Genomic DNA, 15582 nt, shown 5'->3' on the forward strand with positions numbered 1-15582 from the left:
TCGTGACCGCACAGCAGTGTCATGCGGGCCCGAACACTTATGAAAACAGGCATACAGTTGTATGTATGTGGTCCATGCGCCAAACTTAGCAGTGAACAGGGTCACTAAGCCAACGGAGGACCCATGACCGCCGAGGCCATTCCTAAGATCCACACCGACGACTTACCGATGCCGGAAGCTCGTGATGAGGCCTGGCTGATAGTGGGAAGGAGCCCGATTGTTGAGCTGGAGGATGGCTACGCGGTAACCACACGTGACCTCGTCGAGACCGTGCTCAAGGATCCCGCGACCTTCTCCTCCAAGAAGGCGTTTGACGTGCTGGCGAGTCCGGTGCCGCTGGTGCCGATCGCATTCGACCCGCCGCAGCAGACCCGCTACCGTCAAATACTGCAGCCGTTTTTCAGTCCCCGGGCAATTAAGCCGCTTGAACCCGAACTAAGAAGACAAATCATTAAAATTATCGAACCGATTACTGCGCGCGGCAGGTGCGAATTCATCGCGGAGGTCGCCGGTGTGTTCCCGATCCAGGTGTTTCTCACCCTTTTCGGGCTCCCACTCGATATGCGGGACCAATTCATCGAGTGGAAGAATGCGGTGCTCAGCCTCGCCTCCGCCTCAGGGTCGGTGACAACTGACGAGGAGGCCGCAAGCAAAGGCCTGCAGAAGGCCGCCGAGTTGTTTATGTACTTGTCTGAATTGATTCAAACTCGCCGCGGGCAGCAGGGCGACGATGTGCTCACCCGCGTCCTGAACCTGCAGCCACCTCATGCACTGACCGACGAGGAAGCCATCGGGCTGTGCTTCCTTTTTGTACTCGCCGGCCTAGACACCGTTATGGACGCGCTCGGGTTCGGTATGCAACGACTGGCCGAGAATCCTGGCAAGCGACAGGAAATCATCGACGATCCAACTTTGATCCCCGCCGCCACCGAGGAGTTGCTGCGTCTGGACCCGCCCGCGCCTTTCGTACCCCGCGTCACTACCAAGGAGACCACAATCGGCGACTTGACATGTTCGGCTGGCACCAGGGTCACCAACTATCTTGCCGTCGCTAATCGAGACGAGTCGGAGTTCCCCAACCCGTATGCCATCGATTTTCACCGCGCCGACAACCGACACATCAGCTTCGGTATGGGTGCGCATCGCTGCCTCGGCTCCCATTTGGCGCGACTTGAGATGAACATCGTGTACGAGGAGTGGCATAAACAAATCCCGCACTACCACATCACTCCGGGAACTACGCCTCGGGTACATTGGCCGCGTGGGACCGTGGGTCTAGAGTCCTTACACCTCACACTGGAAGGGCCAGTCGCGCAATGAAAGTAGCGGTTGATGCCAATATTTGCGCCGGCCATGGCCTGTGCTATATGTACGCGCCAAAGGTATTCACCGACGACGATCACGGATATGGCCAAGTAATTGGCGACGGCACAGTCGCACCCGAAGAAGCCGAATCTGCGCGCACAGCAGTGGCGAATTGTCCGGAGCGGGCAATTTCACTGCGCGAGTGAGCCTGGAAGACTTGCGCAAACCGGACTCGACGCGCTGTTGCGGATTGTCCGTCGCGCACCACGGTGCTCGCCGAGGCCGGGCCTGGTCAGTCTGGCGGCGACCGACGGCACCCACCGGTCAAGCCACGGCTGCGGCTGGCTCGCGGTCCATGGTCAAGGTGAAAGGGCTCTATACGGAAGGACGAAGCCGTTGACCACAGTCGGATTTCTTGGCGCAGGGCAGCTCGGAGAACCGATGGTGCGGCGCTTGCTCCGCGCAGGGCACGCCGTGTTGGTATTCGCCCGTCGCGACGACGTCTGCTCGCGGCTTAAGGACGAGGGCGCGATGCTTGCCGAATCGGTGCCAGACCTTGCAACCCGCAGCGATATCCTTATTGCCTGTTTGTTCTCCGATGCGCAGCTTCGTGAAACCGGCTTGGGGCCTGACGGTTTCATCGCACATTTAAGGCACGATGCGGTTTTTGTCTCGCATACCACCGGAACCGTCGCCACTTTGCAGGAGTTGTCGACCAGCTCTTCGGTGCCGCCTGCGATTATCGATGCACCGGTGAGCGGCACCGTCGACGACATCGCCGAGGGCAAACTGACCGTGCTGGCAGGCGGCGATGCAGACGCGGTGGAGCGGGTAAGGCCGATCCTCGCGGCCTACGCCAACCCGATCATCGCCACTGGTGCAATGGGCACCGCGCTGGACATCAAACTCGTTAACAACATGCTTTTCGCCGCGAACGCACAATTAGTGGCCGCCGCCGTGGCCACAGGTCAGGAACTTAAGGTCGCGCCGGATGCCTTGCTGCAGGCCCTGTCGGTGTGCAGTGGCTGGAGTAACGCCGCGGCATACGCACAGCGCATTGGGATGGAAGCGTTTGGTGCCAGGGCGGCTCCCTTCCTACGCAAGGACGTCGCCGCTGCGGTCGCCTCTGCCGAGCAGGTCGGCGCCGATCTGGGGTTTCTCCGACTAGTCGTCGAGAGTGGACCGCTGCCCCTAACCACTGAGAACTGAAGCGGTGATGGGCGACCCCTTTTCCAGCATGACTGTGGGCGACATCGTAGCCGACAATGCCAACCGGTTTCCCGATGTGGCCGCCTACCGGCAGGGCGAGCAGATGCTTACCCACCGAGACCTGCGCGAACGTGCCTTGCGCATGGTGTCGGCGATGATGGCGACCGGGGTACGACCCCAGGATCGCGTTGCGATCCTGGCGCGCAACAGTATCGAGTTCGGTGAAGTGCTTGCTGCGACACAGCTCAGTGGAGTTATCCTGGCGGCCATCAATTTTCGACTCTCGCCATCAGAGGTGTTGGATGCTTTCCGTAGGGTAACCCCGTCAATCGTGTTCTGCGATGCGGAATTCGCGCCACTGATAGGCGACCTTGCTCCGCAAGTGCCAGGGCTAAAGCAGCTGGTATCCCTCGGCGACGCGGGTCAGCCTGGGATGCCATGCTTGGAAGAGTTTGTTGCCGAGGGGGTTCCGGGCGAACCGCCACTAGTTGCGCGCCCGGAAGACATCGCATGCCTGTTGTTCACCAGCGGCACAACCGGAGCGTCCAAATGCTGCATCATCGGTCAGCGAGAGCTGCGAGAAGTGGCGCTGACGATGAACACCGAACTGCGGTCAGGCAGCGACGACCGCGCCTTGATCAACATGCCGATGTTTCACATCGGCGCGATCGCGATTATCGGCGGCGTGCATGCGCGGGGAGGCACGGTAGTGCTGCAGAAGCAATTCGAGCCCGCCGAGACGGTCCGGCTGGCCGCTGCAGAACGGGTAACGGTCCTGCACCTGGCGCCGGTGATGTTGAAGGCGCTGCTAGACGAAATCGATGAGGATCACCGGCTTAACAGCGTGCACACCGTCGTCTATGCGGCCGCACCGATGTCGATGATCATTCTGCGCCAGGCGCTTTCCAAACTGCCCGGAGCCGGCTTCTTGAATCTGTACGGGCAAACCGAAGCAATCGTTTCTGGTCTGCCGCGCGAACTTCACCGGGTCGACCGACCCGACGCGGCCGACCAACTGCGGTCGGTCGGTTTCCCCTTCCCGGGAGTTGCGGTCAGGATCGTCGACGACGATGGTCACGACATGCCGGCGGGTGAGGCCGGCGAAATCGTCGTTCGATCAAATTCGCTGTTCCGCGGCTACTGGGACGACCATGCCGCGACCTTGGCGACGCTGCGCAACGGGTGGTGCCACACCGGCGACATCGGCCGCCTTGACGACCGCGGTCTGCTGTATCTGGTCGACCGGAAAAAGGACGTGATCATCACCGGCGGCGAGAACGTCTATTCGCCCGAGGTCGAAGATGTCGTCAGCGGCGTTCCCGGCGTCTTAGCCTGCGCGGTAGTGGGGGCACCCGACGAACGGTGGGGTGAAGCCGTCTGCGCGGTTGTAGTGCCGCGCCCCGACCAAACGCCCACACTGGCCGCGGTCCAAGAATATGGCCGTGAAAAACTTGCGGGTTACAAGGTGCCGCGACGACTGGTGATCGTCGATGAGCTGCCGATGCTAGCCAGCGGCAAGGTGGACAAGAAGCGGCTGCGTGCCGACATTGCGAAAGGCGCCGATTAGGCCGGTTGGCCGTATATTGCCACCACGACGCTGCAATCCAGGCTGGTCTCCGACTACACGCCGATGGCGGTGTTGGCGCAGTCCTGCATGAGCGCGCGGGAGGGTGAGGTCATACCAGCATTGGGTTGAGTAGCTCGATACCGCCGATGGCCAGGGCGGGGTTGATCGCGACCGTCTCGCCTACCTTGCCCTCTGAATCCGGCCGCGTTCGCGCGGTTCTGGGGCGTCGACCCATCCGAACCGACGTCGCCGTTGATGTCGTGGTCGTTGAGGACGTCGAGGGTGTGCCGACGGGCCGCGTCTACAAACCGGCCATCGAGTCGGGGTTCCGTGGTGCCGCCGTTCTGGCGTTGTGCCGGTGACTGTCAGCCCGGGTCACGACTGCCGCGACGCGGGTTCGGCACTCGCGTACAGGCGCGCCAAGGGCGACCGTGCCTCGTCGCTGACATCAGGGCGGGCTTCAGCCCTCCAATGACTATCAGACGCCTTACCTCATCACCCAGGCCGCTGACGAATTGTGTCCAGCCCTGATCTGGCATCTCAGTAACTCGGCGGCACGTTACGCACCACCGGCACGCTGAGATTCTTCGCCATTTCCCGTCGGCCGGGCGGGCGCTGCCATAAGGAGAGTGACGAAACCGGTGCTGAGGGTCAGGTGCCTACATCGGGCGGTATCGCGTGGCCGAAGGCGAGATTAGAGGGCGGCGGTCGAGGCGCCTTACGTAAAAAGTGAGCGCGAAGCGGTAGCTGGTGCCTCAGTCATGGTGACGGCGTGGAGGCTTGCACTACTTCGCCTTGGCCAATCGGTTGATTGAAGGTTGTAATGCTTGCAGGTACCATGTGGCGGGCGGCGGCAAGGGCCTCGGTATCGGCCTTGGCTAGGTCGAGCAGCTGCATCTGGATGGTGTTGATCTGCCGGGTCCGATTGGCCGGGTTGATGCCCTGGATTCGGGCGGCCGCGTCTCTGTTGCGCATCAATGACGTTCGCTACCTGCACGCGCTGACAAGGGGTGGCCGGGTGTCGTAGACGCGCTTGCGGGACCGTCGGCGGCGGTGGTGTAGCTGACGGGCTTCTTCGTCGAGGTGAAGAGTTCAGCCGCAACGACACCAGCCGCCACAGCGGATCGAGCAACTCCAGCTGGGCCGGGGTGTCATAGGGCCAGTAGAACGCATGCTTACGCACTACGTGGTTGTTCTTGGACTCCACATGCGCCTGGTCGGTCTTCTGGAAGGGGCCGCGAGCGGGTCCGTTCGATGTCGCGGGCCTGCAACCAGGCGGCGACCTCGTGGGCCAAGCCCAGTGACGTGGTGTAAGAGTTCGTTCGATCGCGTGACCCTTCGGGTGGCAGTCTAGGCGGTCAGGGCTGGGGTGGTGTTGGTTTGCTGTCCGGCGGGCTCGTCGGTGCTGGTCAGTGCTGTGCGGGCGCGGGTGAGCACGTCAAGGCCCAGGTAGCGTCGTCCTTCGATCCATTCGTCGTGTTGTTCGGCCAGCACGGCACCGACGAGGCGGATGATCGAGGCCCGGTCGGGGAAGATGCCCACGACGTCGGTCCTGCGCCTGATTTCTTTGTTGAGCCGTTCCTGGGGATTGTTGCTCCAGATTTGGCGCCAGATCTGTTTGGGAAAAGCGGTGAACGCCAACAGATCCGGGCGGGCTGCGTCGAGGTGTTCGGCCACTTTGGGGAGCTTGTCCGACAATGCGTCGAGGACTCGATCGTATTGGGCAACAACCGATTCGGCGTCGGGCTGGTCGAAGATGCAGTGCAGCAGAGTGCGCACCCACGGCCAGGAGGACTTCGGGGTGGCCGCCATCAGGTTGTTCGCGTAATGGGTGCGGCAGCGCTGCCAGGCCGCTCCGGGCAAGGTGGCCCCGATCGCGGCGACCAGGCCGGGGTGGGCGTCGCTGGTGACCAGCGCCACCCCGGACAGGCCGCGGGCGACCAGGTCGCGGAAGAACGCCAGCCAGCCTGCCCCGTCCTCGGCGGAGCTGACCTGCACACCCAGGATCTCGCGGTAGCCCTCGGCGTTGACGCCGGTGGCAATCAGGGTGTGCACGCCCACGACGCGGCCCGCCTCGCGGACTTTGAGCACCAGGGCATCAGCGGCGACGAACGTGTACGGGCCGGCGTCAAGCGGGCGGGTGCGAAACGCCTCAACCTGCTCATCGAGTTCTTTGGCCATGATCGACACCTGCGACTTGGAAAGCCTCGTCACACCCAGTGTTTCAACGAGGCGTTCCATCCGCCGGGTGGACACTCCCAGCAGATAGCAGGTGGCCACCACGCTGGTCAGGGCACGCTCGGCGCGTTTGCGTCGCTCCAATAGCCAGTCCGGGAAATAGCTGCCCTGACGCAGCTTGGGAATGGCCACATCGATGGTGCCGGCGCGGGTGTCGAAATCACGATGCCGGTAGCCGTTGCGGCTGTTGGACCGCTCATCGCTGCGCTGGCGGTAGCCGCCCCGCAGATGGCGTCGGCTTCCGCGCCCATCAAGGCGTGGATGAACACCGACAGCAGCCCTCGCAGCAAGTCCGGGCTGGCCTCGGCGAGTTGGTCGGCCAACAGCTGCTCGGCGTCGATAAGGTGTGGTGAGGTCATCGCGTTGCTCTCCTTCGGTTGACTTTGCTGATCGTTCGAAGGATCACGCGATGACCGCCCTCTACCGCGCTACGACACGCCCACCGGCCCTACCGGCTCATACACCACGCCCCTGGACGCAACTACCTCGTGGTTGATGAACTGCGCCCCCGCAGTCTGCATCGAAGATCACCATGGCGAACGGGAAACGCTGCTGTAATCGTCGCTGAAGCCTCGCGGCCGCAGCGTGCGCCCGTCGGGCCTGCTCGCCCGGGTCGGGCCGCTTCGGGCCGGTCAGCATCCGCCGAGCCGTCGTCAACCGGTGCACGCCTGCGCGCCGGACGATGTCGCTCATGCGGCTACGTATCGGTCCCTTGTCGCGTAGCAGGCATCGGCCGCGGCCAGCAGCGTTTACCGGACTCCTCTTCCTCCTTCATCCGCGGTAAGGCGACGCGCCACGCAGACACGCGGATGTTCCCCGGGCCGAGCAGTCACGACATCAGCGTAAGCAATCCCGACGCTGTCGGCTCGGAACCCTGTTGCGGTCGCACGACCAACTCGACGGGTGTCCGGTGGCAACGCTAGGCCAAGGGAGGCGGTTCTGTTGGTTTGTTGGCCGACCGCACAAAGTGAACATTGAGGCACCGGGCCTACCTATATAACCTAGTTCACTACGAGTGCTGACCTACACCGACTGGACGAAGAAGCTGATGAAGTCCACCACCGAGGTACCAGGCGCCGCGCCGCTTGTGGACGGGTTGCTGTTTCCGGAAGCGCCGCGTTGGAGAGCCGGACAGCTCTGGTTTTCCGACATGATCGCCAAGCGCGTGTGCACCGCAGACTTGAGTGGAACCGTTGCGACGGTTGCCCAACTCGACGAAATGCCCGGTGGCATTGGTTTTTTGCCGGATGGCACACCGTTGGTGGTAGCTATGACCACGGCGCGCCTGTTGACCATAGGGGATGGTTGTATCGAGGTGTATGCGGAGCTGGGTGATACGGCAGCAGGACAGCTCGACGACATGGCGGTTGCTACGGACGGCACTGCATATGTAGGCGCCGTAGGACGCATCTCCGCCGATACCGAGGGCGCGCCGCCGGGCGGCGCGATCGTCCGCGTTGCACCGGACCGCGCGGTCAGCTGCGAAGCGGAAAATCTGGCGTTCCCCAACGGTGCGGTCCTGACCGCGGGAAACACCACCCTGCTGGTCAACGAGACATTCGGAGAACGAATCACCGCTTTCAACATCGGCGACGATGGCCGCCTGATGAATCGCCGAACATGGGCCGCGCTGCCCGGACTGCATCCTGACGGGCTTGCTCTTGACGAACGCGGAGCGACCTGGGTCGGGTGCTACCTCGAACAAAAGTTCGTCCGAGTGCTGGAGGGCGGGCGGATCACCGATGTGATCAGAACCTCGGGGCGATGGGCAACGGGAGTCGAACTTGGTGGCCCGGATGGCCGTACGCTTTTCCTGCTTACGGCAGACACCGACCAGCGCCGGTTCTTCAACGGCGACTCACGGGGCCGCATCGATACCGTCCGCGTCGAGATCCCGGCGGCGCGGCCGTGACCGACCAGCACGGAACGACGGCTGCCCTGCCGGAGGCGATCAGGTCGTGGCTACAAGAGATCACCAGGGCCGCGCGCATTCATGCCCGACGTCGTCCCGGCGGCGGCCGGCGCGAAGCCTGGCTGATCGACGCGCAACAGCCCAACGGAACAGTGCAATCACTGTTTCTGCGTTTCGACCATTCCAACCCCGCCGCCACCGGAGATCCATTCACGCTCAACCGCGAAGCACGCTTCTACGCCGCGTTGCAGAACACGGGCGTGCCCGTCCCGCGATTGCTCGCGTGCCATCCGACCCTGCAGGCCATGCTGTGCGAGCGGGTGGAAGGTCAGGCGTGGTTCTCCCGACTCCAGGACGAGAACACCAGGCTGGCAATCGCCCGTGAATTCATGAGGAAACTCGCCGCCCTGCACCGCGTCGACCCCGCACGCGTACAGATCGACGAGCCTCGCAGCCCGTTACGGCGTTGCGTCGAGGCGGACATCGCCCGATGGGAGTCGCTCTACCGGTTCGCCGACCCGCCGAAAGACCCGACGATCGAATTCGGCCTCGCCTGGCTGAAGGCCAACATCCCTGACGTTGACGTCGACCCCGTGATCGTGCAGGGCGATACCGGCCCGGGTAACTTTCTGTATTCCAACGGGCGCATCACTGCGGTACTGGACTGGGAACTGGCACATTTCGGCGATCCGATGGCCGATCTGGGCTGGCTCGCGCTGCGCGCGGTCCAGGAGCCATTTACCTGTTTTGCCGACCGGCTCGCCGACTATGAAAAGTTCTCCGGCACAACGGTCGACCTCGACCGCGTCCGCTACTACCGGCTGCTGGCCGAATTCAAAGTAGTGGTACTCGGATTCCGTCGCACCATTGAGGCCGACATTCACGGCGAAGTTGGCAACACGCTGATCTACGAAACTTTGCACAACACTCTGCTCGCCGATGCGCTGGCCGAACAATACGGGCTCAGCGGCGAAATCCCGGTGCAGCTCGATGGTGAGCACACCGATCGGCAATGGCTTTACGACACCATCCTCGCACAACTGAAAGACATCATCGTGCCGGCCACCAACGAGCCGTTCGCAGCCGTCCGCGGGAAAGGCTTGGCCCGAATCGTCAAGTACCTGCGCGAGATTGACCGCCGCGGGCTGGCCGCAGAGCAGCAAGAACTCGATGCGTTGGAAAAGGTGCTCGGCCGACGCCCCGACACCATCGACGAAGGCCGCCGGCAGCTTGCGGACCAGATCGACCAGGACTCGCTGACCAATATCGACATCGTCGGCTACCTGCTGATCCGGGCTCGCCTGCAGCACGAGTTGATGCGCCCGGCGATGGGTGTGCTGGCCAGCAGACGCTTCGATCCGCTGCCCGATGAACTGTCCACCCGGAGCGACACACGATGAGCATCCGGAATATGTTTGGGCCCAACGACGATCGCCTTCATCCCCCGGGCGACAGTCATTATGAGACCGAGACCTTCTGGTACTCATTGGTCGTGCCCGAGCGCCGCATTGGCGGCTGGATCTACGCCTCGGTGCGCCAGAACGCCGGGGTGACCGCAGGCGGCATGTGGCTGTGGGACGACTCCAGCCCCCACCCTCCCGACGCGCCGTTCTACGAGTACTTCGCTCATCTGAAGTTGCCGACGCAATACGAACCGGCATGTCTTGCCTTTCCGACCGGGATGCGCATCGAGGTCCACGAGCCGCTGATGGCCTATGGCATCGCTTACGACGACCGCAGCCGGATCAGCGCACAACTCCAATTCGAGGCCCTCGAGCCCCCGGTGCCCTTGCCCACCGGCGAACCGCCGTACCCGAATGCGCAGCACTTCGACCAAACCGGTCATGTCACCGGGACGATCACACTCGACGGGGAACTGATACCCGTGGACTGCTTCGCCATGCGGGACCGCTCCTGGGGCCCGCGACCCGAACGGGGATACCGGCGCGTGGGCTACACCTGGGCCGCTGGGCCAGCAATGAGTCTGCTCAGCTACTCCGCGCCCGCCGGTGACGGGGAGGAGCGCATCTACTGCGGCTATCTGCGCCGGGAAACCAAGCTGTCGCGAATTGTCAAGGGTGTCCGGGGGGTCGAGCGCCACCCGGTTGAAGGATGGATCACCGCCGTCACGGTTGATGCCGAGACCGAAGACGGTGACCGGGTCCGTGGGCACGCCTGCGGACTGAGCCGGTTGCTGCTGTCGATCGGCAACCACGTGTGCGCATGCACCTTGCTCGACTGGCAACTAGACGGCCACCGGCTCGCCGGTGAGGACCAGGACGTCTGGCCGATACCGCAGTGGCGGGCACTGCGTGCAGCCGGCAGGCAAAGATCGGGCAAGGGCCACCACCTATCCGTTACAAAGGAGCAGTGATGATCGATCAGAGTGACGACCAGGTATTGGAGTACCGCTTCTTACGTGGCGGGGACCCGCCCTGTTCCAACTTTGCGAGACTGGATCGGTTCCAGGAAAGGCACCGCCCGTTTCGGCGCGTTCACGAGGATGCCAACGACTACTGGGTCATGACCGACCACGACGCGATCCTTGAGGGTCTTCAACAACCCGAGCTGTTCTCGAACGCGGTCATGGTGCCAATCGAGCCCAACCCGCCGTACAAGTGGATCCCCATGATGCTCGATCCGCCCGAGCATGGGAAATGGCGGCACGTGTTAGGGCTGTACTTCTCGCCTGGACGCGTCAGCAAGCTGGAGGACGCACAGCGCGCATTTGCCGCTGAACTGATCGAGAAGTTCCGCGGGAACGGCTCATGCGACTTCTATACTGATTTCGCCGCCGTGTTTCCCACGACTATCTTCTTGCAGATTATGGGCCTTCCGACCGACAAGCTCGAAGACTTCATGCGCTGGGAAGACAAGATTTTGCATGCCACACCCGAAAGCGACCCGGACCGCTCTATGGCCTTGAACGCCATGTTGGAGGTGATGGGCTACTTCTCCGGACTGATTACCCAGAAGCGCGAAGACCCCGGGGCCCGCGGCGACGACATCGTCAGCCACGCCATCGAATGGAAGATCGACGGCGAGGCGCCGTCCGATAACGATCTGCTGTCCTGCATGCTGTTGTTGTTCATGGCGGGGCTGGACACTGTCGCCGCACAGTTGTCATATGCGTTCTACCACTTGGCGACTCATCCCGCGGACCGCGAGAAACTCGTGGCCGATCCTTCCAAAGCGCCCGAAGCCGTGGAGGAGCTGGTGCGTGCCTATGCGATCGTGCAGACCGCTCGAATCGCCACCAAGGACATGGATTTTCACGGTTGCCCCATCAAGAAGGGCGACATCGTCGCCTTCCCGCTCGGTATGGCGAACCGCGATCCGAACGAATTCCCGCGCGGCGGCACAGTTGATTTCGATGCGCCGCGGCCGCGCCACATCGCCTTTGGTGCCGGACCGCACCGCTGCCTCGGTTCACACCTGGCCCGACAGGAAATGACCGTTGCACTCCAGGAGTGGCATCGCCGGATCCCGGACTATGAAATAGCCGACGAGTCAGTGGTGTCAGAGCACACTGGCGGCGTCTATAGCCTCGATCGACTGCCGTTGCGCTGGAACATCTGACAAGCCGACCCGAAGTCAGCGGTGTGTGGCCCGCTCCAGTCGCTGCCGTGCGCAACAGCAGACTGCTGTCGCGCCAGTAACCGTCGGGCAGCTCGCCTTGCCCGCGACCACGCCGTCAAAATTGTTGAGGCATCACCACCGGCCCGCGCTCAACACGGGCTCAATGTAGGTGACTCACGTCGGCAGTTTGCCAAACAGCAGCTTGGCGAGCCACACTTGCTAACATAGATAACCAAGTTAGCCTTCTAGGGGAACGCCATGGTGCCTGACGACTGGCGAGCTAGACTCCGGAACCTGCTCGCTGAGTATGCGTTGCGACAGGCCTGTGCCCAAGCGAGGACGAGAGCCGATGGGGTCAAACCCGATCGGATCGAGATCGCCCGCGCGTGGCACGCTGAGCTGGTCGACAATGGCCTAGCCGCTCCCAGCTGGCCGAAATCGGTTGGTGGCCTCGAGCTCTCAGTACAGGACCAGCTGGAGTACTACCGGATGATCACCGAGGCAGGTGTGCCGCCGCACCCATGTCCGCTTTCGTTCATCGTTGCACCGACGCTCATCCGTTACGGCACCCAGCAACAGAAGGACCGTTTTTTGAGGCCGCTGCTGCGCGCAGACGAGTTCTGGTGTCAGGGTTTTTCGGAACCGGGCGCCGGCAGCGATCTGGCGTCATTGTCGACTCGGGCCGTCCGCAAGGGCGAGACCTACCGTGTCACTGGCCAGAAGGTCTGGACGTCGATGGCCGACCGCGCCGACTGGATGTTCGCCCTGGTGCGCACCGGCCCACCCGGACGCAGCACGAACGGCATCACCTACCTGCTCATTCCAATGAAAAGTCGCGGGATCACTGTTCGACCGCTGCGTGATATCAGTGGTGGGGCTCATTTCGCTGAGGTCTTTCTCGACGACGTCGAGGTTCCGCTCGAAAACCGGGTCGGTAACGAGGGGGAAGGCTGGTCGATCATGCACACCTCGCTCGGCCACGAGCGCGCTACCGCGTTTATAGCCGACGAGTTCAAGTACCGTCGCACCGCGAACAAGCTCATCGAGTTGATCGCCTCGCGAGGTCTGGACCATGACCCATTGGTTCTCCAAGACATCGCCCGGCTCCAGTCCGGCGTGAGCACCATTGCGGCGAATAGCGCGCGTGGTCTCGCCACACTATTACGCGGCGACGACCCCGGCGGCGTAGCCTCGGTGAACCGCTTGGTGAAATCTGAAGTTGAACAGCAGATGCACGCGTTTGCGTTGCGCGCAGCGGGTCCGTATGCGGCGTTAGGCAGCCGGGCAAGCTGCGCCGTCGACAAAGGCCGCTGGACGTTCGGCTATCTGATGAGTCGAGCGACGACGATCGGAGCGGGCACCGCGGAGATTCAGCGCAACACCATCGCAGAGACGGTACTGGGGCTGCCTTCGCACCGCGGCGAGGGCAGGCGAAAGGCGGTGGTGGCACCTGGTGACCCGCTGGTTGTCGCCGACGAGGACGAACGCCGGCTGCGCAAGGTGTTGGCCAAGGCGCTAAAAGTCCGGCTCGACACCTCGTCACTGCTCGACGTCAACCGGCCAATCGACGCCGCTGACCCGGAAGTCTGGGCGGCGCTCGTTGAGTTCGGGTTGCCGGGTCTGGCCGTCGACGAATCGATGGGCGGCGCAGGCGCGCGGTCGCGGCTCTTGTATGCCGCCATCGAGGAAACCGCCAAGGCGCTCGCCCCGGTGCCGTTAGTGCCCACTGTCACCGCCCTCGATGTCGCCGTCCGCATCGGTGCCACGGCGGTGGCCACGCGGATCACCGCTGGGGCGCCAGCCGCGCTCGCCGTTCCACTCGATGATTCCGGCTGGGTGACTTCGGGCGCCAAATTGCCGGAGTGGCGGGGGTCGCGGCTGACCGGCACGCTGCCACTGGTTGCCGGCGCGCCGGCTGCTGAGCTGTTGCTGGTGTTGGCGGAGGAAACCGACTCCAACAATCCCGTCGTGGTCGCGGTCGATCCTAGCGATGACGCGGTTGACGTGGTCGCGCATCAACCGTTCGATCTCACCTCCACGATCGGCTCGGTGACATTGCACCGGGCGTCAGGGGAATTGCTTGCAGTCGGCAGCGCTGTTTGTGGAGCGCTCGAGGCCTCCCGCCCTCGGGCGTTACTTGCGGTCGCAGCCGACTCGGTTGGTGTAGGTTCCCGAGCGCTGGCGATGGCCGTGGCGTGGGCCGGGGAGCGAGAGCAATTTGGGCGCCCTATCGGCAGCTTCCAGGCCATCTCACACCGGTGTGCCGACATGCTGGTGGCGCTTGAAGGTGCGCGCAGCCAGGTGTTGGCTGCCGCCGACGAGCTCGATGCGACGGGCTCTGATCGCGCGGTCGATCTGGCCGCAGCGGCCGCGTTCGACGCCGCGGTGGCGGCTGGTGAGGGTGTGATCCAGATTCACGGGGGTGTCGGCTTCACCTGGGAGCATCCGGCGCATCTGTTGCTGCGCCGGGCGCGCGCCAATGCTGTCCTCGTCGGCCGAGCTGAGGCGCTGCGTGATCGTGCGGCTCGTGATGTGGTGGCCGCAGCGCGCAAAGAGGCCACAGCGCTATGACATACGACATGGGCCCGCAGCTGGCGGCATTTCGGGAGGAAGTCCGGGCGTTTATCGCCGAGTATGCGCCCGCGATCCCCCTCCGTGCGGGAGTGCGCAGTGCGGAGAACGAAGCCGAGCTAAAGGTGCTGCAGGAGTGGACGGCTCGCCTGTACGAGGCCGGTTACGCTGGAACCGATTGGCCCAAGGAGTTTGGTGGCCGAGACGACCGCTCGGCCGAGCACGCGATAGTCGTCAGCGAGGAGCTGGCGCGCGCACAAGTTCCCGGCGTGCAAAGTGCCGGTGTGCTGGCCGCGCACGCACTGATCCACTACGGCACCGACCAACAACGGCGTCGCCACCTACCTGCCATCCGCGCTGGGCGCGAGCTGTGGTGCCAATTATTCAGCGAGCCCGGCGCCGGCAGTGACCTCGCGTCGCTGCGTACCCGGGCGGTACCCGACGGCGACACCTACCGGGTCACCGGCCAGAAGGTATGGACCACCGACGGCCACTGGGCGCATTACGGCTACCTGTTGGCCCGCACCGATCCGGATGCGCCTAAGCACAAGGGAATTAGCGCGTTCATCCTCGACATGGCCATCCCGGGGGTGAGCGTGCGCCCCCTCCGCGAGCTGACCGGAACCGCGGACTTCAATGAGGTGTTTATCGACGACGTCGTGGTGCCGGCCGAAGCGATGATCGGTGCACCCGGAGAGGGCTGGGCGATCGCCAACGCAACCTTGGCGCACGAGCGCACCGGTGTTGGTGCCCATGTGGTCAAGCTGAAACTGGCAATCGACGCGCTGATTGCGCTCGCCCGCCGTGTCACCGTCGACGGTCGTCCGGCCATCGACAGCGACCGGGTGCGCGACCGGATAGGACAGCTCGCCGCGGAGGTCGAGGCGTTGTCGGCGCTGACATACGCCAACCTCACCCGCTGGTTGCGCCGTAAAGAGCGGGGGCACGACGCTGCGATGGCCAAGCTGATGTTCAGCGAGCTGAACCTCGAGATGGCCCGGTTTGCAGTCGAGTTGGGCGGCGAGTCGGGAGTGCTGGTCCCAGGAGATCCGGATGTGCTCGACAACGGGCGCTGGCAGGACGAATGGCTGTATGCGCGCGCATACACCATCGCCGGTGGCAGCTCAGAGATCATGCGAACGTTGATCGCCGAGCGCGGTTTGCGCCTACCCCGCGAGAAACGGTGAAACAACGTGGCCAG

General features: G+C 63.5%; 11 protein-coding genes and 1 pseudogene. 10 read left to right on the plus strand and 2 right to left on the minus strand.

Features of this window, described 5'->3' with window-relative positions; translation table 11 throughout:
- Positions 1–123: 123 nt before the first annotated feature.
- The 4 genes from MYXE_RS04350 to MYXE_RS04365 all read left to right on the plus strand — a co-directional run bounded on the left by MYXE_RS04350 (position 124) and on the right by MYXE_RS04365 (position 4081).
- Complete coding sequence (locus MYXE_RS04350) at positions 124–1320, plus strand: cytochrome P450 (RefSeq protein ID WP_085194215.1); 1197 nt, start codon at positions 124–126, stop codon at positions 1318–1320.
- A 47-nt stretch (positions 1321–1367) separates the two neighbouring features.
- Complete coding sequence (locus tag MYXE_RS04355) at positions 1368–1511, plus strand: ferredoxin (protein ID WP_232061804.1); 144 nt, start codon at positions 1368–1370, stop codon at positions 1509–1511.
- Positions 1512–1746: 235 nt separating this feature from the next.
- Positions 1747–2514, plus strand: a complete 768-nt coding sequence (locus MYXE_RS04360) for an NAD(P)-dependent oxidoreductase (protein ID WP_085194220.1) — start codon at positions 1747–1749, stop codon at positions 2512–2514.
- A 28-nt stretch (positions 2515–2542) separates the two neighbouring features.
- Positions 2543–4081, plus strand: coding sequence for a class I adenylate-forming enzyme family protein (locus MYXE_RS04365; RefSeq protein ID WP_085194237.1), 1539 nt, complete (start codon positions 2543–2545; stop codon positions 4079–4081).
- Positions 4082–4840: 759 nt separating this feature from the next.
- Here MYXE_RS04365 and MYXE_RS24215 read toward each other — a convergent pair.
- Together MYXE_RS24215 and MYXE_RS04375 are read right to left on the minus strand one after the other, a co-directional pair.
- Positions 4841–5056 carry a hypothetical protein gene (locus MYXE_RS24215; protein ID WP_232061730.1) on the minus strand — a complete coding sequence of 72 codons (216 nt, stop codon included), beginning with the start codon at positions 5054–5056 and terminating at the stop codon, positions 4841–4843.
- A gap of 375 nt (positions 5057–5431) precedes the next feature.
- Positions 5432–6678: pseudogene (locus MYXE_RS04375) on the minus strand (IS256 family transposase).
- 656 nt (positions 6679–7334) lie between these two features.
- On the opposite strand from MYXE_RS04375, the gene MYXE_RS04380 reads away from it, so the two are divergent.
- The 6 genes from MYXE_RS04380 to MYXE_RS04405 all read left to right on the plus strand — a co-directional run bounded on the left by MYXE_RS04380 (position 7335) and on the right by MYXE_RS04405 (position 15568).
- Positions 7335–8231, plus strand: a complete 897-nt coding sequence (locus MYXE_RS04380; protein WP_232061731.1) for an SMP-30/gluconolactonase/LRE family protein — start codon at positions 7335–7337, stop codon at positions 8229–8231.
- Complete coding sequence (locus MYXE_RS04385) at positions 8228–9631, plus strand: phosphotransferase family protein (protein ID WP_085193946.1); 1404 nt, start codon at positions 8228–8230, stop codon at positions 9629–9631. The genes MYXE_RS04380 and MYXE_RS04385 overlap by 4 nt, the downstream gene beginning before the upstream one ends.
- Positions 9628–10605, plus strand: coding sequence for a DUF7065 domain-containing protein (locus MYXE_RS04390; RefSeq protein WP_085193944.1), 978 nt, complete (start codon positions 9628–9630; stop codon positions 10603–10605). The genes MYXE_RS04385 and MYXE_RS04390 overlap by 4 nt, the downstream gene beginning before the upstream one ends.
- Positions 10605–11810, plus strand: a complete 1206-nt coding sequence (locus tag MYXE_RS04395) for a cytochrome P450 (protein ID WP_085193954.1) — start codon at positions 10605–10607, stop codon at positions 11808–11810. The genes MYXE_RS04390 and MYXE_RS04395 overlap by 1 nt, the downstream gene beginning before the upstream one ends.
- A gap of 258 nt (positions 11811–12068) precedes the next feature.
- A complete protein-coding gene (locus tag MYXE_RS04400) occupies positions 12069–14381 on the plus strand; it encodes an acyl-CoA dehydrogenase family protein (RefSeq protein ID WP_085193941.1) in 2313 nt (770 codons plus the stop codon).
- Entirely contained in the window at positions 14378–15568 is a 1191-nt protein-coding gene (locus MYXE_RS04405) for an acyl-CoA dehydrogenase family protein (protein ID WP_085193939.1), read from the plus strand. The genes MYXE_RS04400 and MYXE_RS04405 overlap by 4 nt, the downstream gene beginning before the upstream one ends.
- Positions 15569–15582: the final 14 nt, after the last annotated feature.

This window comes from Mycobacterium xenopi (genome assembly GCF_009936235.1).
Classification (GTDB): Bacteria; Actinomycetota; Actinomycetes; order Mycobacteriales; family Mycobacteriaceae; genus Mycobacterium; species Mycobacterium xenopi.